A 24,580-nucleotide genomic window follows, 5' to 3' on the forward strand; every position below is an offset into this window, starting at 1 on the left:
TTACAAATGAAATATTCCATTTATAATATATTATTCCTGTTTGCACTGACGGCAAGCATCTGTTCCTGTAAAAAATTTGATGAGTTAAATACAGATCCAGTTAAACCTGCAGATACCAGTCCGGAGCAACTATTGCTTTCTGCGGAGAAAAGTGCTATGGATGCACTGTACAATTCGATCGTGAACAATCGCGTCGGAATGCATTACGCACAATACTGGTCAGCCACTGATAAAGAAGAAGGCAGTCGCTATCAGCTGGATGAAGGTAGCAATTCCACCTTATGGTCCTTATACAATGGCCCGCTGGAAGATTTGAAAGAAATTGAAAGGTTAAATGAAACATCTTCTTTTCCTGAATCAGTACCCAATCAAAATGCCATTGCAGGTATTCTCCAGGCATGGATCATACAAACACTTGCAGATACTTATGGAAACATCCCCTATTCACAAGCGGTAAAGCCTGATGTATTGATGCCGCCTTATGATGATGCTGCAACAATTTATTTAGACCTCATCAAGCAACTGAACAACAATCAGGCTGCGCTCGATGCAGCAGCACCTTCTTATTCCAGTGGTGATGTCCTTTATAAGGGAGACGTCACCAAATGGAAGAAACTGGCTAACTCGCTGATCGTACGTATTGCTATGCGGATGAGTGAGGTAAAACCAGCAGAAGCAAAAACCGCAATTGAAATGGCGGTAAAGAACGGGGTAATCACAGACAATACCGATGAAGCACTGTTCCCATATACCGGAGAGGCACCCAATACCTATCCATACAACGAACTGGGAAGAGAATTAACAGAGTTTGTAGTAAGTGAAACCCTTGTAAACTACATGGAGGGACTTAAAGATCCAAGGCTTGAAATATATGCCCGCCCGGCAACAAATTCCAAAACAATTATTGGTAAGCCCTATGGTCTTGGAACGAACTCCGCTTCCGATGCCCAGAAATATTCCACTCCCGGTGTGCGTGTTTATGCTCCGGATTTCCCGGGTATCCTGATCACCTCCTCCGAAGTCCAGTTCCTGCTGGCGGAAGCCGCTGCACGAGGTATGAATGTAGGAGGAACGGCTGAAGTATTTTACAAGGCAGGGATCAAAGCCAACATGGATTTCTGGAAAGTTCCGGAAGCGGCCGCCACAACCTATATCAATTCTGTTCCCTACAAAAGCAGCGGCTGGAAGAATGTGATCGGCACACAGAAATGGATCGCTATGTATATGCAGGGATTACAATCCTGGTATGAGCGCCTGCGGTTACAGTTTACCAAACCGGATGGCACCCCGCTGTTCATTGCCCCGGTTGCCGGCTCACTGGATCCTAATGTAACGATGGTGCCCAACCGGCTTACATATCCGGTGGTGGAAACCAATACCAATGCAAGAAATAAAGACGCCGCTGCAGCGGCCATTGGTGGCGACACCAAGGGCACAAAGCTCTGGTGGCAGAAATTTTAACAGGTTTAGGTTAGATTTAGAAAAAACCGCCGTGCTTTTGCATGGCGGTTATCGTTTTAAATAACAGGTGTTTATGGTACAGCAACAGCTTTATAGGGTTTCGATCACTTCGGGCAGGTGTTTTAACATATCTTCCGTCATCGCCGCCAGATCGTATTCGTGCTTCCACCCCCAGTCGTTGCGCGCCACCGTATCATCAATGCTCTGCGGCCAGCTGTCTGCGATCTCCTGGCGATAATCCGGTTCATAAACAATTTCAAATTCCGGAATGTGTTTTTTTATCTCCGCAGCGATCTCTTTCGGCGAAAAGCTGATACCGGCCACATTGTAGGAAGTGCGGATGGAGATCTTTTCCGCCGGCGCTTCCATCAGCTCCACCGTTGCCCGGATCGCATCCGGCATATACATCATGGGCAGATAAGTATTCTCGCTCAAAAAGCTGGTATACTTTTTTTCTTCCAGCGCATCATGAAAAATTTCAACGGCATAATCCGTCGTTCCGCCTCCCGGTGCCGATTTATAAGAGATCAGTCCGGGGTAACGGATACTTCTTACATCCACTCCATATTTCATATGATAATAATTGCACCAGAACTCCCCTGCATATTTGCTGATACCATAAACGGTGGTAGGTTCAATAATGGTTTGCTGCGGACAGTTTTGTTTGGGCGAAGTAGGGCCAAACACTGCAATGGAGGAAGGCCAGTACACTTTTCTGATATTTTCCTCGCGCGCAATATCCAGCACATTCAGCAATCCCTGCATATTCAGGTGCCAGGCCAGACCGGGATTCTTCTCACCCGTTGCCGACAGGATCGCTGCCAGCAGGTAGATCTGGGTGATGTTTTGCCGGATCACCTGCACATGCAACATCTCTTTATTCATTACATCCAGGCTTACATAAGGGCCGGAGCCTTTCAAAAGCGGGTTTTCCTCTCTTAAATCAGATGCCACCACATTCCCCGCTCCGTAAATTTCCCGCAGCGCAAGGGTCAGTTCAACCCCAATCTGCCCGGAGGCGCCAATAACCAGGATTTTTTCTTTTGTCATGCAATAACTTTAGACTGCAAATATAATGGCAGAACAAATCAGGTTGTTAATACTGCGCAATCGTTTGAAATATGCTTTTTCCTGTGCAAAAAAAAGTGCGCAACATTACCGGATGGCTGTTTGTACTCCGAACCCGGTTTGGCCGAACCGGATCTTAGAGGTTATATTTGCAGGTATGGAGAAATTTTTAACGGATCTTTTTAAAGAGCAGCAGTACGACCCGGCCAGCTTTTTTCTGCTGGCGGGCCCCTGTGTGGTAGAAAGCGAAGCGCTGGTTATGGAAGTAGCGGAAAAAGTGGCGGCGATCTGCAGGAACCTGGGGATCCCCTATGTGTTCAAATCTTCCTACCGGAAGGCCAACCGGACAAGCGTGGACTCTTTTACCGGTATCGGCGATGAAGCTGCATTAAAACTGCTGAAACAGGTCAGCCAAACCTTCCATCTTCCCACGGTGAGTGATATCCATACACACGAAGAAGCTGCCATTGCTGCCGGATATGTAGATATGTTGCAGATACCGGCCTTCCTGAGCCGGCAAACAGACCTGCTGGAGGCGGCAGCCCGGACCGGGAAGATCGTTAACATAAAAAAAGGACAGTTCCTCAGCGGCCCTTCTATGAAGTTTGCAGCCGACAAGATAAAACATGCAGGCAATGAAAAAGTGATCCTTACCGAGAGGGGGAATACGTTCGGATACCAGGACCTGGTGGTGGACTTCAGAAATATCCCCTGGATGAAAGAACATAAGGTTCCGGTAGTTATGGATTGTACCCACAGTCTGCAGCAGCCCAATCAGACCTCGGGCGTCACCGGCGGCAACCCGGAACTCATCGGCACGATTGCCAAAGCGGCTATCGCCACAGGCGCAGATGGCCTGTTTATAGAAACCCATCCCAATCCGGCTGTGGCAAAAAGCGACGGTGCCAATATGCTGAAGCTGGATTACCTCGAGCCCCTGCTGGAACAGCTGGTGCGGATCAGAAAAGCCATTATTGCCACTTAAAACCTGTTGTATGAAGTTCAACCTGTCACTACCAACCTGGACCCTGCTTACCCCCATCCTTGCCTGGATCGCCTATTTTACCATGGGCTCCATGTCGGGCACTTTCCCGCAGCTCGTTCTTTGCTTTTTATTGATCGCCGGTGTTCTGGCGGCGGTGCATCATGCAGAAGTGGTGGCCCACCGGGTGGGCGAACCTTTTGGCACCATCATCCTGGCACTGGCAGTAACCGTTATCGAGGTTTCCCTGCTGGTCTCGCTGATGTCCTCAGGAGGAGAAAAGACTGCAGCCCTCGCCCGGGATACGGTATTCGCCGCTATCATGATCATTCTCACCTTTATCATCGGGATCTGCATCCTGATCGGAAGCGCAAAGTACCGGGAGCAATTCGTAACAAAACATGCAGCCACTTCCGCTCTGGTAGCGCTTACCGCGATACTGGTGCTCACACTGGTGGTGCCCAATTATACCACAAGCCAGCCCGGTCCGCAATACACACAACCACAGCTGATCTTTGCAGCCATTGTAAGTCTGATCATTTATGCCAGCTTCATTATGATCCAGTCCATTCGCCACCGTGATTATTTTTTACCCGCGGATGCAGAAGGAAAAGAAAACGAGGAAGCGCATGCCGCACCGCCTTCCAGTGCAACTACATTTACCAGCCTGGTATTGCTGATCACCTGTCTGGGAGCTGTGGTGCTGCTTGCCAAAAAACTGTCGCCTGCCATTGAAGCGGGTGTTGCTTCCATTGGTGCACCCAATTCGCTGGTAGGTATCATTATTGCCATGGTAGTATTATTGCCCGAATGCATCGCCGCGATCCAGGCGGCACGCCGCAACCGTTTACAGACCAGTATGAACCTGGCGCTGGGATCTGCGCTGGCCAGTATCGGACTTACGATCCCCGCGGTTGCCATTTATACCCTGTTCAGTCATAGCCCTGTATTGCTGGGGATCGACACCACATCTGTTGTGCTGCTGATCCTGTCCATATTTACAGTGATGTTGTCGCTTGTAACAGGAAAAACAAATATTCTTTATGGCGTGGTGCTACTGGTCATTTTTGCGGCCTACCTGTTCCTTACCATCTTTCCCTGATCCCTTACCCGGTTTCCAGTATTGCTGAATAGTGGTTCCGGCATGTTCAACCACCGGCAGCAGGGAATCTACCACCCCGGGAAAAGAAGCAGCCAGGTTCCGCGTTTCATACGGATCGTTCGTATAATCATACAATTCCGTCACCGGCTGCTCCTGACGGTAATATTTTGTGAGGCGGTAACGGGAGGTCCGCAGACTGATGCCACGGTTGAAATAACTCCGTGCCACCGTAGCATGACCGCGTCCGGTTCTGAACAATTCCGGGTACAACGACCGGCCATCAAGTATCCCCTTAGGGGAAATATGAGCCAGCTGCAATAACGTGGGGTAAATATCGACAGACTGTACCACCTGCGGGGAAGACATGCCGGCCGCAGGCATGCCCGGAACACGCAGGATAAGCGGACTGCGTAATGAATAGTCGGAAAGGGTATGTTTTCCCCACACCCGTTCATCCCCCAGGTGCCAGCCATGATCACCCCATAGCACCACAACCGTATTTTTATCCAGACCCGCCTGCTTCAATGCCTCCAGCACTTTCCCGATCTGTGTATCCACATAACTTACAGCAGCAAAATAGGCATGCCGCAGTTTGCGCGCATAGGCATCGGATACCGGCGCCTTCAGCGAGGGCTTCTCCTCCCCTTGTTTATACTGGTTAAATTCATTACTGTTATGCAGGCTCTTCTCGTTAACAGCTGCCGGTATACCCGGTGAGGCCGATAAGGGTATCTTACGTTCATCATACAGATCCCAGTATTTCTCCGGCGCTGTAAAAGGCAGGTGCGGTTTGAAGAATCCCACCGCCAGCAGGAAGGGCTGATCCTTTTCTTTTAATACCGCCAGTTGTTCCACTGCCAGCTGTGCTGTAAGACCATCCGGGTAGGCCGTATCCGGAACATCCTTGTGTTCATAAGGCCGGACCTCATTCTTCCTTCCCTGACGGTTCTCTCCGCCTGCATATCCAAAAAAGGCATTCCACCCGGTTTGCCATTTACCATGATCAAAATAAAAAGCATCCCAGCTGTGGGGAAGCTCCCGCTTATCAGACACCGGCTGATTATAGCCGTATACATTACCATCCGGCGAATGACTGATCTTACCGATCCCCACGGTATAATAACCATTCCTCCGGAACAGTTCCACAAAGGATTCGGGCTCTTCGGCAGCAGGTTTGCCGGCCGTTAACTTTTCAAAGGCATCATTACTCAGTGCTGCAGGTGTTTGCGGCAACCGGCCGGTGAGCATGGAATAGCGCGAGGCACCGCAGGTGGGCACATTCACGTAATGGTTCAGGAATACCCGGCCCTCACGGGCCAGCCGGTCCATATGCGGTGTGTGCATATAAGCCCGGCCATAGGCCCCAAGCTCCGGGCGAAGATCATCTACTGCTATGAACAGGATATTCGGATGCCTGCTGCGCTCCTGATGTTGCCCGTACAGCACATCCGTATAAAGCAGCAATAGCATCAATAAAAACAGTTTTGTCCGTTTTATGATACAGGGAACAGGGTTCATTCGCCGGCCGTTTTATTATTCTTGTAAAAAACCAAGATAAGAAAAATTTCGCGCTGTCCGGATCCGTTATTCATTTAAACAACCCGGCCGTTGATCAAAAGCCATCGCCCGCTTCAGCGCTACTGTATCCGTTCCTTACCTTATATATGCCCCGAATTCTGCCAGCGCCACATTGTTCGAGTTCCCGTAGTCATTCAGGGCGATGATCTTTATGTACTGCGCCGTTGTTGCCTGCGGCAGATCGATGAATGCCTCGGCAGAGATCCTGTTCTCCAGTGAATAACGCAGCTGGAAGGTCCAGTTCAGTCCATCCGTGCTGGTATACAGTTCAATATCCTTTACCAGGTTTGTTGCTGAATTCCGCTGTTGTACAATAATGCCTTCCAGGTTATATTCCTGCTTCATATCTATTGCCGCCCAATGCGGATAATAGGTTTGTGCGATGGGAGGCGTTGCATTGGGCGCACCTATCTGGTTCACCCAGATCGTAGCCGGATCATTATCGATCAGCAGCTCCGGCGGCCGGTAGCTGGCCCCGGATCTTATATCAAAACTGGAGGCGGTGACCGTCCATCCCGCTTTGGGCAATGCATAGCGCTGTCCCTTTACATACATCGTGGTCCATTCTGTATAAAAAGTATCGATCGCATAAGGACCGGGAACATAAACGGTCCTGTATTGAATGTCCCCGCGCGGGAAATCAGGAAATTGCGAGAGCAAAATGGTCTTATCTACAAAATATTTTTGAAGCACGTCATTTTTATCTTTAAAAGTCACTTCAGTTCCTATAATAGCGGTATCCGATATGCCGCCCCATGAAATCCAGAGACTGTCATTCACAACCGTGGCATCATAGATCGGTCGGGATAAAAGCGTGGATTTATAAAAATCACCGTACACTCTCCCGATGACCTCCGTCTTTACAGAACGGTTGCCATCTCCGTCAAACGTATAGATCTCAAACACGTAAGTAGCTTCCGGCATATCATTGAACGGTATATAGGTCGAATCTTCTGAAGGATCGAGCTGCACGTCCAGCGAATCGGCACGATTGTTCCAGTACACTTTTGCCTTTGTAACCTTTGGATCAGATGAATTTGCCCAGGAGAGGATCATACGTTTATAACCGGGGGAGACAACGGCATTGACCGGTTTCCCGGGATATTTCTGCTGCCCGTAATCCAGGAATTCCTTATAGGTAGCATCCATTTTGGAGCAGCCCGAAAAACCGGCTGCCGTACCCAGCACAAGCAGGATCAATAGTAAAAATTCTGTCTTCTTCATGTTCTTAAATTTTTATCGGGGGCCGTTTATCTTAAAACAAGTGCGATTATTTTTGAAAAGCATCCCATGGGTTACGGAGTGATATCCGCATCCCCCCAGAATGTAACTTCCGCAATATAGATATAGTCTAAAAAGCCCCAGGTCTCGTTCACTTTAAAACGGAGGTACCGTACCGGGATCTGTTCCGGAAAAATAAAATCCTCACCCTGGTCAACCGCATAGGTCACATCTTCAGCCGTTACCGGGCCTTCTCCGGAAGGTTTATACGATTCACAGTCCATTAATTTGACCCAGCCATTCCAGCTGCCGGAAGGATCGGGTGTACCGGCCGTTCCCCACACTTCCCATTTCCGGGGAGCTCCCAGCTGGTATACATACTGACTGCCCGCCCGGTGATAAAACTTATACCGGCTCAGCAGGCAGGGCCTTCCCATATCAAAAGTGAACCATTGCGGTATGCCCGAGCCCGGTTTTGTATGAAACTGCAGGGACCCGGCGCCATACTTATCATCCCATATCTTATCAAGCGTCCAGGAGGCATTGGCATGTCCTCCTACGACATCCGTAGGTAATACCAATCCTTTAAACAGGTTCTTGGGGATCAGCTCTTCAAAAACCGGGGTAAGCGTTTGGGTGAGTGTATCCGAAAGGTTGCCCCAACGGTCCCGGATCACCGCACCGAACAGGCGGGGTTCGTCGGCGAATCCCCTCACAGAAAATCTCCCTTCCCTGGACTTGGTATAATAGGTTTGTACGGCCTTTAATATTCCTGTGGAGTCCGGCGTTAATATGGTTACGGCCAGACTGGCTTCCCCACTGTTATCAAAGCTGATGGTAGTGCCGCCAAACGTCTCTTCAAAACGGAAGGTATTATGCGCCTCCTGTAAAGGAGAGGTCAGCGGGGTTATTTTCACCGTCACCGGCTCTGAGCGCTTTTCGCCATAGCTTACGGTATATAGTTGTACTTCATATTCCTTTACATCCGGAAAGCCGTCTACGATCAGACTGTCCTGGTACAATGAGGCGATGGTTTCCCGTTCCACACCCGGCCGTATCTCAAAAACAGCTTTTACATAACGCAGGTTCCCGTCCTGCGGCAACTTATAACGCAGCACTGCAGCGCCCGGAAGCGGTTTAACAGCCACCTGTGTTACAGGTGAAGGCGTTCCTCCGTCGTCGGCCATAGGATCGATGTAATTCTCCCGGGAACAGGAGAAGAACAGGAAAAAGCAGCAGATAACACTTAAGGTGGATATATATCTTTTAGCCATTTTGTATGCGTTTTGATTTGAACGTATCATTACCAGCCGGGGTTTTGAACAGTATTCTTGTTTGCAAATATCTCTACCTCACGCACGGGCCAGAGGTATTCTTTAAGACTGAAGGTTTGCTGGTACAACAGGCGCTCCCGGTAATACCCCTCCGGTGTTTTTTGTTCAATATCCCATCCGGTCACCGGCTGATTCAATTCCTGCAGCGCGGTTTTCCATCTTCTCAGATCCCAGAAGCGCTGCCCCTCAAACATCAGCTCAATGGTCCGCTCCCGGTGTATGATCTCCCGCAGGCCTTCTTTGGTAGCGGGTTTTGTGGGATTGTAAGAAAAAGCTGCCCAGGAAGCCACCACTCCCTGCAAACCCGCACGCTCCCGTAACTGATCCAGGTACGAATACACTTCAGGTGAAGGTCCTGCTGTTTCATTCAGCGCTTCCGCATATAAGAGATAAAGGTTTGCCAGCCGCATTACCGGCCAGGGGTAGTTTTCTCTCGAGTAGGTGTTATCCTGTATAACATTTACATAGTTCACATATTTTTTGGGCCACACACCCGTGCTGTTAAAACTGCCATTGGCGATGTTGGCAGCGGGATCTCCTTTCTTGGAGGATACATACCACATATCCGCTGTGGTGAACTTACCCTGACCGTACCAGACACCACCGTCAAAGCCCAGATCCGCATAGTAGCGCGGCTCCCGGTCGTAGTTCATTTTTGAAGTCGTATACTCGGGGACCAGGTAATTCCTTGATGCCGCCGCGCCCTGGATCAACGAGAACCTTCCGCTGTAATCCCAGGTCTTGTCCTCATCAATCGGTACCCCGTTTTTTGTATAGAACTTTGAAACCATTTTCAGTGGTACGCCGCAATTTCCCAGGGTGCTTTGAGATGCTCTTTTGGAGGGATCAAGCCCCCTTGGAGTAGCCTGTATCTGCAGGTTATCTACCATGCTGTTGGTATTTCCCCAGATAATTTCGGCATTCCATTTTTCGTTTACGGCATTCCGGATATTCATCTGGGTGCGCAGCGTGTCGGGTATTTCATACTGTTTATTGCTCTGGCTGTAATAATATAGCTTATTGCCCGCAGCATGACAGGCATCGATGGCGTCCTTGCAGGCTTCACTGGCCCGTTCCCATTTTCGCGGATCATAGGTAGTGTTGAACAATGTGATGCCGCGGTTGTCTTTGAAATTTGCAAAATCGGCATTGCCGTTAAATAAGGGACTTGCTGCCGTAACCAGCACTTCTGCTTTAATGGCCAGGGCAATGGGTTTTGTGATCCGTCCCAGCTCGGCCACCTCATTCAGGATCGTCTCCGGCAGATCGGGCACCGCCTCATCGATCAGCTCCACCACATAATTAAAACAGGAATCTACCGGATCCCGGTATACTTTCACCATATCCGGACTGGCATTGATCGGCAGGTTCACCCGCTTAATGGGAACGGGACCATACATCCGTGTCAGATAAAAATGATAATAGGCCTTCAGGAACTTAACTTCTGCGATCCACCGGTTCTTTTCGCCGGGATCGATATCCGGTGTATTGACAATATTTTCCAGGAAGATATTGCAATCACTGATGCCCTGGTAAAGGTCTTTTCCGCCACCACTTCCCTGCCAGAAATTATCGTAGGGATTCACCACATTCTGAAATCCCCGGGCAATATTCCAGGAACTGGGAATATAAAACTCATGGAACCACAGTTCATCCCCGCCACCCAGCGCCGGGTTTTCATTGGCAGACCCGGACATGATACTTTGCCGGGGAATATAGCTGTAACAGGTAAACAGGAATTTTTCTGCCTGTTGCCGCATATTAAAGGCATGATCGATAGTGGCGATATTATCCGGCACTACATCCAGGTATTTTTTACAGGAGGTAACCACCGACACGATGAGGATTGTTATCAATAATTTATTTCGCATTTTCTATACAGATTTCACGGTTTAAAAATCTACCAGCAGGCCCAGGTTATATACTTTCTGATTGGGATACCGGAGCCCGTTGCCGCCCATTTCGATATCCCAGATCTTGAATTTGCTCCAGGTATAAAGATTCATACCGCTTACATAGATCCTTGCGCTTTTCATACCGATACGGCTGATCCAGTTAGCAGGAAGTTTATACCCGATCTCCACATGCTTCAGTCTCAGGAAGGCGCCATTCCGCATAAACCAGGTGCTGGTCTGCGTATTATTCGCAATGGGGAAGGTGCTTAACCGGGGCCAGAGGGCATACAGATTGCGGTTATCCTCCGACCAGTAACTGTCTGCATAAGCCTGCAGCAGCTGGTTCACATACTGCACACCCGAAGTGCGCTCGGCATCGTTATAGTAATAGCTGTTGAACGGTGCCGTTGCTTCAGGATTGATCCAGAAGGAGGTCCTTCCGGCTCCCTGGAAGAAGGCCTGGAAGTCAAAATGTTTATTACCAAAAGAAAGTCCGAATCCGTAAACGATCTCCGGTGTTGTCGGATACCCCAGCGGCACCATATCCAGTTCCGTGATCCGGCCGTCGCCATTTACATCCTTATACTTGATGTCACCAGCCATGTACTGGCCAAAGCCCTGCACCGGGGAATTGGCGACCTCGGCTTCGTCTGCAAACAGACTTTGCGCGATGTATCCCCATTGCTGGTTGATGGGATAACCGATCTTTGACCGCCACCAGGCACCGGGATATTCATACTCTTCAAACACTTTGTATTTTGCCGAGGCATAGGTAAAATTGGCCATCGCCTGTATGAACATAGAGTTGGCGAATGTGTGGTTAAAGCTCAGGTCCACATCCACACCCTGTCCGGTGACCTCCCCGATGTTGGTCTGCGGCTGTGCCCATAATCCCATGGATGCCGGTGTGGACGCCCGCTGTTGCAAAATATTATAGCGGTTCCTCCGGTAATATTCAGCAATCAGGTTCAGTTTATTCAGCAGGCCCAACTCAATAGCAATGTTCGCATCACGTGAGGTTTCCCAGGTAATATTCGGATCAGAATAACGTGAAATGGAAACACCCGGCCTGGAATAACCATTATCCCTGCCGAAAACAGAGCCGTAAGAGGGGTTACTTAAATTTACTTCCGACAGGTAAAAGAAGCGGTCCTTTGCATCACCGATATCATCTTTACCCGCATATCCGTAAGTAGCACGGAATTTCAGCAGATTCACTTTGTCTTTTATAGTTTCAAAGAAGGGTTCATTGGACACGGTCCAGGCGATACCTGCAGACGGGAAAAGACCCCAGCGCTGTGTTTTATAAAAACGTTCTGACCCGTTATAGCCAAAATTGAATTCGATATGATAACGGTTCGCAAAGCCATAGGTAGCCCGCCCGGACAAACCGATGTTGCGGAAAGGCAGGGATTCCTGGATACTGCCCGCATTGGGATTAAGACGCTCCTGAAGATAGCCGATCAGCATTCCGCTTAAGGTATGCTTTGTATTGAAGGTCCGGTAATAGTCAATAGCGGCCTCTCCGTAAATGGTGGAATTGATCTCTTTGGTACCCTCATCGTAATCCAGTGTCTCCCTTCCTTTTTCTTCATTGATCAGATAGGTATTGTAGGTTCCTTCCCGCAGGTTATAGTTCGACAATCCATAGTAAAAAGGAAGGTACTGCCGGGTAATGGTAAAATAGGCATGGCGGTCGGTACTGATCCTTCCGCGTACTTTTAAACCCGGGGTGATCCCCTTCAGGTCCTGCTTCAGTTCCAGCTGTGCGCCCACTTTCGACCGGCCGCGGTCCTGGTACCCGCGGATCATATCGGCATAGGGATTCAGGTAATCACCATTACCATAATTACCAAACATGATATGATTCACAAACCGGTGTGCAGAGTCTTTTGGATAATAAGCGGGGAACAGCGCCGGGTTGGCGCGCATCACTCTTGTGTACATATCCCCGCCGGAATAAATAGGGCCGTTATAATCTTCAAAAACACCGGAAAGCCGCACGATCATCTCGGTAGTAGGCGAAACAAACATGTTGACATTGGAACGCAGCGAATAGGTTTTAAAATTGATGTTGTTGTTGAAATTATTCCGCGGATCCACTTTCAGCAAACCATTGTCCTGGGTAAATGTACCGCCTACATAGTATTTGGCCACATCACCGCCTCCGCTCACACTCATATTCAACCGCTGGTTAAGGGTCTGGTCTTTGAACAACTCCTTCCGCCAGTCGGTGGAAGGGAAAATATAAGAACCGGATCCAACAACCGTATTATCGATCTTCTCATCGGAGTACAGTACCGGTGCCAGCGGATTGCGCGTGAGGATCGCTTCGTTATTCAGCTTCATATAGGTTACGGGATCTGCTAGTTCCACATCCCGAGTATTCATGGAAAGATTGGTTTCCGCCCGCAGCGAGATCTGGGCCTTCCCTCTTTTCCCTTCTTTGGTTGAAATAGAGATCACACCGTTTGCAGCCCGGCTGCCATACAATGCAGTAGCGGTGGCATCTTTATAGATATTAAAGCTGGCGATATCATCCACATTGATCCGGGCCAGATCGTTGCTGGTCGATTCGATCCCATCGATCAGTATCAGCGGGCCTCTTCCATATCCGAAAGTAGTGATCCCTCTTATGTAGAATTCTGCGTTATCTGCACCCGGCTCTCCCGTCCGTTGGACGGCAATCATTCCCGGAACGCGCCCTGCCAGTGCAGTGGTAAGATTGCTGGAAGGGATCTTCAGCTCCTCCGGTTTTATTTGTGTTACCGACCCAACGACTTCGGATTTCTTCTGGGTCCCGAAGGCCACCACCACCACATCCGAAAGATTTTCACCTGCGGTGTTCAGTGTTACCGCAAAAATACGACTGCCGCCGATGGCGGTCTCCTTCGTTTCATACCCTGCATAAGAGATGACCAGGGTGTCTTTCTCTCCTGCCAGTATGGAAAACTCTCCTTTTCCATTGGTCAGTACAGACCTTCCTGTGGTCTTAAGCATGACGGTGGCGCCTTCCATCGGTTCTTCCTTTGCGTTTTTTACGATCCCGGAAATCAATGTATCTGCGGCATACGTTGTGGCCGGTATGATGCTGTCCCCCCCCGGCAGACAGGCATCCTTTTTTTTGTTATTTGCAGTTGCAGTCAGTGCAGTCAGTACACCTACCGACATGAAAAGGCAATGCACCCATAAAGTTCTCATACTCATTAATTGCATTCGTTATGTTAAAAGCAGTATCATGAAGGGTGTACATCCTGCCACACCCAGGTGAAGATGGAGCTGCGCCCATCAACATTGATGACGGTTCCTGTCTCAAACCAGGACACATCATTCAGTAGTATTAGGAAGGGTGCGTTTCCTGCTACACCCCGCTGAAGATGGAAAAGCCTCCATCAACATTTATGACAGTTCCTGTTACAAAACGGGACGCATCACTCAGCAGCCAAACCAGCGCGCCCGTTAATTCCTGTGGATCTCCAAATCGTTTGAATGGTGTATGTTGCACTACTGCTTCACCACGGCCGGTCATTCCCCCGCCGGGTTTCGTCAGCAGTTCTCTGTTTTGTTCTGTAAGAAAGAAACCCGGTGCAATGGCATTCATGCGAACCGCATCTCCGTACCGGTTACCCAGTTCCATGGCAAACCATTTTGTATAGGCATCAATCGCGCTTTTGGCAAGACTGTATCCCAGCACCCGGGTTATGGCCCGCTGGGATGCCATTGAGGAGATATTGACAATACTGCCCCCTCCGTTGGATGCGATCACTTTTCCAAAGACCTGCGTTGGAAGTACCGTACCCATTAAATTCAGATCCATCACTTCGCGCAATGCGGCTATATCCAGGTCAAAAAGTCCCATGTCCTTTTGTATGATGGCGTTCTTTATGTTACCGCCGGCGGCATTTACCAGCCCGTCGATACGACCGAACTCCTCCAGTATCCTGGCACAGCCGGCATTCAGTTCTTCTTCCCGGGTAACATCCGCGATGACTGAAAGTGCTTTACCACCTCTGGCCTTTACCTGTTTTTCCCGCTCCAGCGCTACCTTTTCATTCCTGCCGGCGATCACCACCGTGCCCCCTGCCGTTACAATACCATCCACAAAAGCCTTACCCAGAATTCCAGTAGCCCCGGTGATCACGATAACTTTTCCTGTAAGATCAAACGCTGTCATATCGTTCATTTATAGCTAAAATCAAAACCAGGCAAAAGTCAGTTCACATTTTCTCTGGCATTGCAATGAATCAGTTCAGTTTCTAAAACAGCACGAATATATTATTTAAAACTACTGGTTTCAACAGAGTGCGGGTAAAAACCCCGCTAACTCAATACTACAACGTTTGAACAAAAAAAACTTTTTTTGAAAATCACGTTTTTTTTTAGAACATTTGATCATATTTATTTTGAAAAAGGGAGTTACCATAAAAGATATTGCTGCAAAACTCAACATGTCCGTTTCCACTGTTTCGAAGGCGTTGAGCAACCACCCAAGTATCAGTGCACTTACCAAAGAGCGTGTTGTAAAACAGGCCAATGAATGGAATTATATACCCAATGAAGCGGCCAGGCATTTTAAACAAAGTAAATCCTATACACTCGGACTGGTGATCCCGGACCTGCTGGACCAGTTTTATGTACTGGCCATAAACGGAGTGGAAGCCATTGCCGGCAGGAATAAATACCAGGTAGTCGTGGCACAATCACACGAAGATGCCGACCAGGAGGCCCAGATCATTCAAAACCTGATCAGCAGCCGGGTGGATGGTGTGATCATTGCCATTTCAAAGAATACCAAGAAAACAGAGCTTTTTCAGCGCCTGGAACAAACGGGCATCCCGGTCGTCTTTCTTTCCCGTTCGCTGAACGATTCGGGCTTTGATGCAGTGGCTACCGACAACGAAAATGCAGCCGAACTGGCCATCGACTATCTCTGTAAGAAAGGGCACCGCCGTATCGCGCACCTGATGGGACCAAAAGCCCTGGGCACCAGTCACCTGCGGCACGAAGGATACCGGAAGGCCATTGAGAAAAGAGGGATCACCTATGATGCGGCGCTTGTAAAGGAAATTGATTTTTCAGTTTCTCAAACGGATGAAGTGATGGAGGCACTGTTTGCCCTGCCGGATCCGCCTTCTGCCTTTTTTACCTTCAAGAGCTATGTCAGCCTGGATGCATTACGGTTCATCAAGGAAAAATACCCGCAAAAACTACAGGAGGTCGATATTGTCGGCTTTGGCAACCTGCCGCTGATCCAGTACCTCGATAACAAGCCCAGTGCTTCCATTGATGAAAATTCATTCGATATGGGTACCACTGCCGCAGAACTGTTGCTGAAGCATATCGAAAATGAACGTGAGGAGCCGCTTCCGGTCTCTACGGTTCGTATTCCGTGTAAACTCATCATCCATCACCTATAAAAAATGCCCCGTTCCCGGAGCACTTTATAATGATTTGACCGGATCCGTTTAGCGGAGATCCACTACTTCCACACCAGGATATTTTGACTGGTCAAAAGTAAACTGTGCATCGGCGAGGGGTGCATTGGTTTTCATGCTGCCCACGCTGTATACGGTTTTGTTACCGCTTTTTTCCACGATGGTGGCGCTGGTAACCGTTTTGCTGGCCTTATCAATTGCAAGATACAACCGGCTGAATGCTTTATTCTTGTCGATAGGCTGCATGATAATAATATTTACCGCTTTACCTCCCACCTTTGAATCATTCCCCATTACATACATAAAATCCTTACTGTAAAAGTCAGTAAATAATTTCTGGGGGGTAATGGTGCTTTCTGATTTATTTGCATTGTTCACCGTGACCTCCTTACTGGAGGGGTCGTAATTCCATACCGTTTTTCCATCGCTGAAGATCTTGTTATCTCCAAAACTGATATTGAACTTATCGCCTTTCATATTGATCGTTCCGCTTTTTTTTGCCATCACTTTTCCCTGCGCATTCTGATTGGCATAGGCAAATGTTGCGGTTACCGTTTGATACGATTTGAATTTGGCACTGGCAGCATCCAGAATGGCTTTCGCATTCGGATCCCGTTGCTGCGCAAATGAAATAAGTCCCATGAACAGAAAAGCAGTGCCCAGATATAATTTCTTCATATGATATTTTCTTAGAATTTGTTTACGAATTTTTGATTTTCACTTCTTAGACGTCAAGATTTATACCGGGTTGCGGCCTTTAACAGATTTTAACAGATTTTAACCCAGCATATCGAGGTGCTGCTGCAGTTCTGCTTCGGTTTTAATCAGCACTTCCCGGGCCTTACTGCCCTGGTTCGGGCCTACGATGCCGGACTGTTCAAGCTGGTCCATCAGCCGCCCGGCACGGTTGTACCCCAGCTTCATCCGGCGTTGTAACAGGGACGTGGAACCGATCTGGTTGGCTACGATCAGCCGGGCAGCGTCTTCAAAAAGAGAGTCCCGGTCATCAAGATCGAAATCTCCGTTCTCCAGGTCCTTTTCATCAATATATTCCGGCAGCAGGAACGGTTGCGGATACCCTTCCTGGTAAGCAATAAAGTCAACTACTTTGTCCACTTCAGGTGTATCTACAAAAGCACATTGCAGACGGGAAATTTCCCCGTTTAAACTGATCAGCATATCCCCTTTGCCGATCAGCTGATCGGCACCGCCGGCATCCAGGATGGTACGGCTGTCGATCTTACTGCTCACCTTAAAGGCGATACGGGCGGGGAAGTTGGCCTTGATGATACCGGTAATGATATTCACAGACGGGCGTTGTGTGGCGATGATCAGGTGGATCCCTACAGCCCTGGCCAGCTGGGCCAGTCGTGCGATGGGCATTTCCACTTCCTTACCTGCCGTCATGATCAGGTCGGCAAACTCATCCACCACCAGCACAATAAAGGGCATGAACAAATGTCCTTTCTCCGGGTTAAGTTTGCGGGCCGCGAACTTGGCGTTGTATTCTTTTATGTTCCTGCAACCCGCATCTTTCAACAGGTCGTAACGGTTATCCATTTCAATACATAAGGCATTCAGTGTATTGATCACTTTTTTTGTATCGGTGATGATGGCATCTTCTTCATTGGGCAGCCGCGCCAGAAAGTGGTTCACGATCTGACTGTATACACTCAGCTCCACTTTTTTGGGATCGACCAGCACAAACTTCAGCTGTGAAGGATGTTTGCTGTATAAGAGGGAAACGAGGATGGCATTGATCCCTACCGACTTTCCCTGACCGGTGGCACCTGCCATCAGCAGGTGAGGCATGGTAGCCAGATCCACGATAAAGTTTTCATTGTCGATCCGTTTCCCCAATGCGATGGGAAGCGACATACTGCTGTTCCGGAATTTATCGGAAGACAACAGTGTTTTCATGCTCACTATGGTTTTGCGGGCATTGGGCACTTCAATACCAATGGTACCGCGCCCCGGAATGGGAGCTATGATCCGGATCCCGAGCGCCGACAGGCTCAGCGCAATATCGTCTTCCAGGTTCTTGATCTTTGAGATCCGGACACCGGCGGCCGGCACAATTTCATACAGGGTAACTGTCGGACCGACCGTGGCGCTTATTTTTTGTATTTCGATATCATAGTTTGCCAGGGTCTTTATGATCTGGTTCTTATTGTTCTCCAGTTCGGCGGGATCCTGTACTACTTTTTCACTGCCATGCGATTCCAGCAGATCCGCAGAAGGTTTCTTATAATGTTTGAGGTCTAGGGTGGGTTCATATGCCTTGCCTTTTTCTGACGGTGTGGTTGCCGCTGCTGTGGCAGGCGCCGGAGCGATGGGCCCGGAGTTGATCTCCAGTTTCAGGTCGTCATCTGAAACAGGCTTCGCCGGCTTCACGGGTTTGATACTCGCAGGCATCTCCGGCTCGCTGTAGCTTTCGTTTTCCGCTGTTTCTTTTGTTTCAACCGGTACGGTCTTTCTGGTCTCGGGCTTCAGCACCGTGATACGCTCATACCCTTCTTCCTCTTCCTTGGCCTGTATAACGGGTTCTTTATTGATCAGCTTAAGATCATACTTCGGCTTTTCCACTTCCGGGTCGATCACCAGCCGGGCGCCCTGGCCGGTGCCAACTAAGGTTTCCGGCACCAGTTCCTGCTCTTTCAACGCCACTGCTTCCGTTTCATTTTCCGCTGCTGCCGGCGCCTCCTGAGGTGCGCGTCTGATCTTTTTGGGGAAGCTGAAGGCGGGGTTAAACTGCCAGATGAAATAGGCGATTACAATTAACCCCAGCACAGCACCGGCACCGATATATCCCAGGGAACCGGCCAGCCAGTTTACAATCACATTGCCCACTCCCCCGCCCCACCGGAATTCTTCATTGGGCAGCAGGTAGGCCAGGATGGCAGATACCACCAGCATACCGAGTGTCACATATTTCAGGTTCCTCCATACCGAAAAGACCCGGCGCCTCCACAGCAGGTTCACCCCTACCACAAAAAAGAAGGTGCAGATCAGAACAGCGGCGATCCCGAACAACCGGTAAATAAAATAATGCGCCACAAGTGCGCCTACCTTGCCCAGCAGGTTCTGCATGCTGACATCCGGATCCCAGAGGATCTCACTTCCCCTGGAGATCTGTGTAAAATCCTGTTTCCAGGTAAAAAAATAGGAAATAAAAGAAATGATCAGGAAAACGGCGATCAGCAGAAAAGTGGTACCCGCAATTTTCCAGGTACGCTCGTCTTTAGCCAGCTCCTTCAACCGAACCCGCTCTTCTTTTTCTATTTTCCAGGTGCCAGTCGTATTTTTCTTACTCCGTTCTGTTGGTTTTTTATTCTTCGGTTTACTCTTAGTCGCCATAGAGGCAAAGATACTATATACCTGCGGAGATTTTTTCGTTTAAAAACGCAAATTATTTCGGGTATACGGCGCGGGGGATGAACCGGTTATGACTTATTATTAAGCACCGCCAGCAAAAAGAACAGCCAGCCGGCAATAAAGAACAATCCGCCTACCGGCGTCAGTATCCCCAGTCCGCCAAGCCCTACTTTCCCGGTCGCTTTCAGGGCCGCCAGGGCATAGAGTGATCCGGAAAAAAGCAGGATACCGATAAAAAAGGCGATACCGGCCCACGACATTAGTTTTACGGGGAATTTTTCATAAAGAATGGCTACAAGAATCAGGGCGATCGCATGATACATCTGGTATTGCACACCGGTCTGAAATGTGGGCACCGAGTCGGGTGCAATCTGTTTCAGCCTATGGGCCCCGAACGCCCCAAGTATAACTCCCAGTCCGGATAATGCGGCTCCCAGGGAAAGATAAAATCTATGCATCAATGATCTTTTTTACAAATTCTTCCGGTTTGATATGGCTATCGTCCACTTTGAGCTTTGCCTGGTCGTAGTAGATCCGCCGGTCATTATTTTTCTTAACAATATAGGCCTGTAATTGTTCATCATCCAGGTCTTTTAACAACGGCCGGTGTGCCCTTTGCTGGCGGAGCCGTCCCAACAGGATTTCAAAAGGTGTATTCAGCCATACCGTGGTCCCTTTCTGATTCATGTAATCAATATTATTGAAATAACAGGGTGCCCCTCCGCCACAGGAAAGCAGCAGGCTGGGGTGACTGTCGGTGATCATATAGAGGATCTCTTTTTCCTTCATACGGAAATACTCTTCCCCTTCTTCCTCAAAAATTGTTGCAACAGACCTTCCTTCGGATTCAATAATAAGATCATCCAGGTCATAGAAAGGCAGCTCCAGCTTTTTACTGAGGATCTTTCCCCAGTGCGTTTTCCCTGCCCCCATAAAGCCGATTAAATATATACGCATAAGAACCAAACAAATCTACACATCAAAACAAATTGAGGCTGTCAGTATTCCGGTCGACAGCTCTTGCCCGCAGCAAACATAATACAATTATCCGTTGATATCCTGCCGTGTCTGTTAAAAACCGATGCAGGATGACATTTATCCTTATTTGAAGGCATTGAACCCTGTAATGTCCATACCGGTGATCAGCAGGTGGATATCATTGGTTCCTTCGTAGGTGATCACGCTTTCCAGGTTCATCATGTGGCGCATTACCGGATATTCCCCGGTAATACCCATCCCGCCCAGCAGCTGACGGGCATCCCTGCAGATCTGTGTGGCAATGGTACAGGAATTCCGTTTGGCCATGCTCACCTGCTGGGGCGATGCCTTGCCTTCATTCATCAGCACTCCCAGCCGCCAGTTCAGCAGCTGCGCCTTGGTGATCTCCGTGATCATTTCTGCCAGTTTTTTTTGCTGCAACTGGAACGCTCCGATCGGTTTTCCAAACTGCACCCGCTCTTTTGCATAACGCAGCGCCGTATCATAACAATCCATAGCGGCGCCGATCACGCCCCATGCAATGCCATAACGGGCCTTATTCAAGCAGCTCAGCGGCCCTTTCATTCCCTGTACGCCCGGAAGGATATTTGTTTTTGGCACCCGTACATTGTCAAATACCAGCTCACCGGTGGCCGAAGCTCTCAGGCTCCATTTACCATGTGTGGTGGGCGTTGTAAAACCTTTCATTCCGCGTTCCACGATAACCCCGCGCACCACACCGGAAGGATCTTTGGCCCAGACAACGGCTACCTGGGAAAAAGGGGCATTGCTGATCCACATTTTGGCACCATTCAGGATCACCGTGTCTCCGTCTTCTGTAAAATGCGTCATCATACTGGAGGGATCGCTGCCATGGTCCGGTTCCGTAAGACCAAAACATCCCAGCCATTCTCCACTCGCCAGCCGGGGCAGGTACCTTGTTTTTTGCGCTTCGCTTCCATAGGCAAAGATCGGGTACATCACCAGCGAACCCTGCACGGAAGCGGTTGAGCGCACACCACTGTCTCCCCGCTCCAGTTCCTGCATCATTAATCCGTAACTGATATAGTCCAGTCCGCCACCCCCGTATTGCGCAGGGATCGTGGGACCAAAACATCCCAAATCCCCCAGCTGTTTTACAATATGCTCCGGAAATACGGCATCCTGCGCGTATTGTTCGATGACGGGCGTGATCTCTTTTTTAACATAGGTACGCACAGCATCACGGATCATACGGTGCTCTTCGGTAAGGAGTTCGTCTACCGCAAAATAATCGGGGCTCTGGAACAGATCAGCTTTTACAGACATAATAAAAGTTTGATGACCTCAAAGGTAGCAGATTTTAGGGCTCCGCGATGAGCAGGTTCCAAAGACAAAAAGACTTTATAGTTCTTATTGCCACCAAGGCGCTAAGACACTAAGAAACACTAAAGTTTTTTGTTCGTCTTTTGCCACGAAGACACAAGAACACGCAGGGCTCACAGATTTCACCGATTCGCACAGAAGACTCGCTACTAATCTTGTACGGCTTCATAATTCTCATCACCACTAAGGCGCTAAGACACTAAGAAACACCAAGATCTTTTGTCCGCTTTTTACCACGAAGACACAAAGAACACGCGGGGGCTCACAGATTTCACCGATTCGCACAGAAGATTCGCTACTGATCTTATACGGCTTCATAATTCTCATTGCCGCTAGGGCACCAAGACATTAAGAAACACCAAGATCTTTTGTCCGCCTTTACCACGAAGAACACAAAGCCACAAAAACACACGGGGGATATTCTCACAGATTTCACCGATTCGCACAGAAGACTCGCTACTGATCTAGTACGGCTTCATAATTCTCATTGCCACCAAGGCTCGAAGACACTAAGAAACACCAAGATCTTTTGTTTTCTTTCGTGCTGCTTTGCGTTTGAGGCGTTGTGGCAGCGCTACCGCTGACGCATTGAAACACTGAGGCCTCGTAACAGCACCCTATTTTTTTGCGGGGATCAATCCTCTGTTCTCCAGCAACGGTGTAATACTGGGCTCTTTTCCCCTGAAGGCTTTGTACAATGTAGCCAGGTCCTCCGAGTTTCCCCTGGACAGGATCATCTCGCGGAAACGATCGCCGTTTTCCCGTTTCAATCCGCCATTCTCCTTAAACCAGGCATACGCATCATGATCCAGCATCTCCGCCCAGCTGTAAGCATAGTACCCGGCAGAGTAACCGTTTGCCCAGATGTGTAAAAAATAAGAAGAGCGATACCGCGGCGGCACATAGGCTATATTCACACCGCTTTTGGTCAGTGCATGTTGCTCAAATACATCGGTATCCGTTACGGCACTGTCTTTTGCAGACAGCAGGTGCCATTGCATGTCCAGCTCCGCCGCAGCCAGCAGTTCCGTCATGGCATATCCCTGGTTAAAGGTTGCGGCATTTTTTATTTTCTCAACCAGCGTCTGTGGTATAATTTCGTTGGTCTTATAATTCCGGGCATAGTTCTTTAGCACCGATGTATCCAATGCCCAGTGCTCGTTGAACTGTGAAGGCATTTCCACAAAATCACGGGAGACGCTGGTACCGGATAAGGAAGGATACTGCTGACTGGCAAAAAGGCCATGCAGCGCGTGTCCGAATTCATGAAACATAGTGGTAACATCATCAAAGCTCAGCAGGGCCGGCTGTCCTTTAACCGGTTTTGGAAAATTGCACACGTTCACAATTACCGGTTTTGTATTGAATAACTTTGACTGTGTAACAAAGTTATCCATCCAGGCTCCGCCATTTTTATTATCCCGTTTAAAATAATCGCAGTAGAACAGTGCCATGGGTGAACCATCTTTATCAAACACTTCGTATACCTTTACATCCTCCTGGTATACCGGCAGGTCGGTCCGTTCTTTAAAGGTGATCCCGTACAATTGGGTGGCGGCATAAAAAACACCATTCTTTAACACACTATCCAGTACAAAATAGGGCTTCACTTCCGATTCATCAAGATCATATTTGGCCTTACGTACTTTTTCCGCATAGAAGTCCCAATCATAAGAGGCAAGTGCAGTGGTATCATTTTCACGGCTCTTCATGGCCTTGATGTCCTCTGCTTCGCTCGCTGCCTTTGCCAGTGCCGGTGGTACCAGTTTACTTAAAAAGGCATTTACCGCCTGTGGCGTTTTTGCCATCTGATCCTGTAATTTCCAGGAAGCATAATCCGGAAAACCCAGCAACCGGGCTTTCTCCCTGCGGATGGCGGCAATCCGTAATATATTGCGGCGGGTATCATTGGAGTCTCCCTTTTCCGCACGGGTCCAGGAGGCCTCAAAAAGTTTTTGGCGTGTTTCCCGGTTTTTCAGCGATTGCAAGGCCGGCTGTTGTGTGGTGTTTGTCAGCGTCAGCAGGTATTTACCCTCATGGTTGTTCTTTTTAGCAGCTTCGCCTGCGGCCTGTATCTCTGCTTCCGGCAGGCCGGCCAGATCGCTGATACCATCCACCACCAGTGCGCCCGATTTGGCGGCGGCCAGCAGCTGGTTGCTGAACTTGGTGCTTAATGTAGCTTCTTCCTCATTTAATTTTTTAAGCTGCACTTTACTGGTGTCGGGCAACGCTGCACCGCTCATCAAAAATTTCTGATGATAATATTCCACCAGTCTTTTGGATTCCGCATCCAGCTTTAATGTGTTTAATTGTTTATAGATGGCATCCACTTTCTCATACAGCTTCCGGTTCATATAGATCAAATCCGAATGTGCCGACAGCCGGGGTGCCAGGGCTTCCTGGATGCGTTGAAGACGGTCGTTGGTATTGGCGCCCGTCAATGCATTGAATGCGCTGCCCGCACGGTCCAGCAGCCGTCCGGATCTTTCAAGGGCTACCAGTGTATTCTCAAAGGTAGGAGCTGCGGGGTTGACTATGATACTGTCGATCTCTGTCATTTCCTCTTTCATTCCTTTTTCAAAAGCAGGCTCAAAATCCGTTTCCTTTATCTTGTCGAACGGGATCGTATGATAGGGAAGCGTGCTTTCAGTAAACAACGGGTTTTCAGTGTTGGTCGTATCGGAATTGTCGGATGTACTGTCAGGCATATTACAGGAGCTGATGATTAAAAAAGTGCAAATTACAAATAAGTGCTGCTTCATAAAATTCATTTTAAGTAAAAATAG

Annotated in this window: 17 protein-coding genes; 4 read left to right on the forward strand and 13 right to left on the reverse strand. The window is 48.9% G+C overall.

The features are described from left to right. Window positions 1-6 precede the first annotated feature (6 nt). Complete coding sequence (locus tag K7B07_RS01545) at window positions 7-1,461, forward strand: SusD/RagB family nutrient-binding outer membrane lipoprotein (RefSeq protein WP_223706834.1); 1,455 nt, start codon at window positions 7-9, stop codon at window positions 1,459-1,461. Window positions 1,462-1,551: 90 nt separating this feature from the next. On the opposite strand, the gene K7B07_RS01550 is transcribed toward K7B07_RS01545, so the two are convergent. Next, window positions 1,552-2,511 carry an NAD-dependent epimerase/dehydratase family protein gene (locus tag K7B07_RS01550; protein ID WP_223706836.1) on the reverse strand — a complete coding sequence of 320 codons (960 nt, stop codon included), beginning with the start codon at window positions 2,509-2,511 and terminating at the stop codon, window positions 1,552-1,554. 175 nt (window positions 2,512-2,686) lie between these two features. On the opposite strand from K7B07_RS01550, the gene kdsA reads away from it, so the two are divergent. Further along, the gene (gene kdsA, locus K7B07_RS01555; protein WP_223706838.1) at window positions 2,687-3,514 is read left to right on the forward strand and encodes a 3-deoxy-8-phosphooctulonate synthase; all 828 of its coding nucleotides are present in this window, start codon (window positions 2,687-2,689) and stop codon (window positions 3,512-3,514) included. Between the two features lie 10 nt (window positions 3,515-3,524). Continuing rightward, window positions 3,525-4,613, forward strand: coding sequence for a calcium:cation antiporter (locus tag K7B07_RS01560; protein WP_223706840.1), 1,089 nt, complete (start codon window positions 3,525-3,527; stop codon window positions 4,611-4,613). Here K7B07_RS01560 and K7B07_RS01565 read toward each other — a convergent pair. The 6 genes from K7B07_RS01565 to K7B07_RS01590 form a co-directional block, all read right to left on the reverse strand. After that, the gene (locus K7B07_RS01565; RefSeq protein WP_223706842.1) at window positions 4,566-6,131 is read right to left on the reverse strand and encodes a sulfatase; all 1,566 of its coding nucleotides are present in this window, start codon (window positions 6,129-6,131) and stop codon (window positions 4,566-4,568) included. The two genes, K7B07_RS01560 and K7B07_RS01565, sit on opposite strands and share 48 nt — an antisense overlap. A gap of 135 nt (window positions 6,132-6,266) precedes the next feature. Next, entirely contained in the window at window positions 6,267-7,415 is a 1,149-nt protein-coding gene (locus K7B07_RS01570) for a DUF4998 domain-containing protein (protein WP_223706843.1), read from the reverse strand. A gap of 71 nt (window positions 7,416-7,486) precedes the next feature. Then, window positions 7,487-8,686 carry a DUF5000 domain-containing lipoprotein gene (locus tag K7B07_RS01575; protein ID WP_223706845.1) on the reverse strand — a complete coding sequence of 400 codons (1,200 nt, stop codon included), beginning with the start codon at window positions 8,684-8,686 and terminating at the stop codon, window positions 7,487-7,489. A gap of 29 nt (window positions 8,687-8,715) precedes the next feature. Further along, window positions 8,716-10,617 (reverse strand): RagB/SusD family nutrient uptake outer membrane protein, encoded by a 1,902-nt coding sequence (locus K7B07_RS01580; RefSeq protein WP_223706847.1) that lies wholly within the window; start codon window positions 10,615-10,617, stop codon window positions 8,716-8,718. A 21-nt stretch (window positions 10,618-10,638) separates the two neighbouring features. Continuing rightward, entirely contained in the window at window positions 10,639-13,842 is a 3,204-nt protein-coding gene (locus K7B07_RS01585) for a SusC/RagA family TonB-linked outer membrane protein (protein ID WP_223706848.1), read from the reverse strand. A 160-nt stretch (window positions 13,843-14,002) separates the two neighbouring features. Then, window positions 14,003-14,815: an SDR family oxidoreductase gene (locus K7B07_RS01590; RefSeq protein ID WP_223706850.1), complete on the reverse strand. Its 813-nt coding sequence runs from the start codon at window positions 14,813-14,815 to the stop codon at window positions 14,003-14,005. A 229-nt stretch (window positions 14,816-15,044) separates the two neighbouring features. On the opposite strand from K7B07_RS01590, the gene K7B07_RS01595 reads away from it, so the two are divergent. Continuing rightward, window positions 15,045-16,058 carry a LacI family DNA-binding transcriptional regulator gene (locus tag K7B07_RS01595; protein WP_223706852.1) on the forward strand — a complete coding sequence of 338 codons (1,014 nt, stop codon included), beginning with the start codon at window positions 15,045-15,047 and terminating at the stop codon, window positions 16,056-16,058. Window positions 16,059-16,106: 48 nt separating this feature from the next. Here K7B07_RS01595 and lolA1 read toward each other — a convergent pair whose 3' ends face one another. The 6 genes from lolA1 to dcp all read right to left on the reverse strand — a co-directional run bounded on the left by lolA1 (window position 16,107) and on the right by dcp (window position 24,556). Continuing rightward, window positions 16,107-16,754 carry an outer membrane lipoprotein periplasmic chaperone LolA1 gene (lolA1, locus tag K7B07_RS01600; RefSeq protein WP_223706853.1) on the reverse strand — a complete coding sequence of 216 codons (648 nt, stop codon included), beginning with the start codon at window positions 16,752-16,754 and terminating at the stop codon, window positions 16,107-16,109. Between the two features lie 99 nt (window positions 16,755-16,853). Beyond that, window positions 16,854-19,433: an FtsK/SpoIIIE family DNA translocase gene (locus K7B07_RS01605; protein ID WP_223706855.1), complete on the reverse strand. Its 2,580-nt coding sequence runs from the start codon at window positions 19,431-19,433 to the stop codon at window positions 16,854-16,856. A gap of 86 nt (window positions 19,434-19,519) precedes the next feature. Further along, entirely contained in the window at window positions 19,520-19,909 is a 390-nt protein-coding gene (locus tag K7B07_RS01610; RefSeq protein WP_223706856.1) for a DUF423 domain-containing protein, read from the reverse strand. Next, window positions 19,902-20,408, reverse strand: coding sequence for a shikimate kinase (locus K7B07_RS01615; RefSeq protein WP_223706858.1), 507 nt, complete (start codon window positions 20,406-20,408; stop codon window positions 19,902-19,904). Before K7B07_RS01615 ends, K7B07_RS01610 begins: the two co-directional genes overlap by 8 nt. A 144-nt stretch (window positions 20,409-20,552) precedes the next feature. Beyond that, on the reverse strand, window positions 20,553-21,737 hold the full coding sequence (locus tag K7B07_RS01620; RefSeq protein WP_223706860.1) for an acyl-CoA dehydrogenase family protein: 1,185 nt from the start codon (window positions 21,735-21,737) through the stop codon (window positions 20,553-20,555). Window positions 21,738-22,411: 674 nt separating this feature from the next. Next, the gene (gene dcp, locus K7B07_RS01625) at window positions 22,412-24,556 is read right to left on the reverse strand and encodes a peptidyl-dipeptidase Dcp (RefSeq protein ID WP_223706862.1); all 2,145 of its coding nucleotides are present in this window, start codon (window positions 24,554-24,556) and stop codon (window positions 22,412-22,414) included. Window positions 24,557-24,580: the final 24 nt, after the last annotated feature.

The sequence above is a fragment of the Niabella beijingensis genome (assembly GCF_020034665.1).
In the GTDB taxonomy this organism is placed as follows: domain Bacteria; phylum Bacteroidota; class Bacteroidia; order Chitinophagales; family Chitinophagaceae; genus Niabella; species Niabella beijingensis.

What these genes read in the sequence shown, in the direction of transcription:
- dcp (WP_223706862.1), bottom strand. Translation starts at nt 24,556, where the DNA reads ATGAAGCAGCACTTATTTGTAATTTGCACTTTTTTAATCATCAGCTCC.
- lolA1 (WP_223706853.1), bottom strand. Translation starts at nt 16,754, where the DNA reads ATGAAGAAATTATATCTGGGCACTGCTTTTCTGTTCATGGGACTTATT.
- K7B07_RS01610 (WP_223706856.1), bottom strand. Translation starts at nt 19,909, where the DNA reads ATGCATAGATTTTATCTTTCCCTGGGAGCCGCATTATCCGGACTGGGA.
- K7B07_RS01585 (WP_223706848.1), bottom strand. Translation starts at nt 13,842, where the DNA reads ATGAGAACTTTATGGGTGCATTGCCTTTTCATGTCGGTAGGTGTACTG.
- K7B07_RS01570 (WP_223706843.1), bottom strand. Translation starts at nt 7,415, where the DNA reads ATGAAGAAGACAGAATTTTTACTATTGATCCTGCTTGTGCTGGGTACG.
- kdsA (WP_223706838.1), top strand. Translation starts at nt 2,687, where the DNA reads ATGGAGAAATTTTTAACGGATCTTTTTAAAGAGCAGCAGTACGACCCG.
- K7B07_RS01545 (WP_223706834.1), top strand. Translation starts at nt 7, where the DNA reads ATGAAATATTCCATTTATAATATATTATTCCTGTTTGCACTGACGGCA.
- K7B07_RS01605 (WP_223706855.1), bottom strand. Translation starts at nt 19,433, where the DNA reads ATGGCGACTAAGAGTAAACCGAAGAATAAAAAACCAACAGAACGGAGT.
- K7B07_RS01580 (WP_223706847.1), bottom strand. Translation starts at nt 10,617, where the DNA reads ATGCGAAATAAATTATTGATAACAATCCTCATCGTGTCGGTGGTTACC.
- K7B07_RS01590 (WP_223706850.1), bottom strand. Translation starts at nt 14,815, where the DNA reads ATGACAGCGTTTGATCTTACAGGAAAAGTTATCGTGATCACCGGGGCT.
- K7B07_RS01620 (WP_223706860.1), bottom strand. Translation starts at nt 21,737, where the DNA reads ATGTCTGTAAAAGCTGATCTGTTCCAGAGCCCCGATTATTTTGCGGTA.
- K7B07_RS01615 (WP_223706858.1), bottom strand. Translation starts at nt 20,408, where the DNA reads ATGCGTATATATTTAATCGGCTTTATGGGGGCAGGGAAAACGCACTGG.
- K7B07_RS01560 (WP_223706840.1), top strand. Translation starts at nt 3,525, where the DNA reads ATGAAGTTCAACCTGTCACTACCAACCTGGACCCTGCTTACCCCCATC.
- K7B07_RS01575 (WP_223706845.1), bottom strand. Translation starts at nt 8,686, where the DNA reads ATGGCTAAAAGATATATATCCACCTTAAGTGTTATCTGCTGCTTTTTC.
- K7B07_RS01565 (WP_223706842.1), bottom strand. Translation starts at nt 6,131, where the DNA reads ATGAACCCTGTTCCCTGTATCATAAAACGGACAAAACTGTTTTTATTG.
- K7B07_RS01550 (WP_223706836.1), bottom strand. Translation starts at nt 2,511, where the DNA reads ATGACAAAAGAAAAAATCCTGGTTATTGGCGCCTCCGGGCAGATTGGG.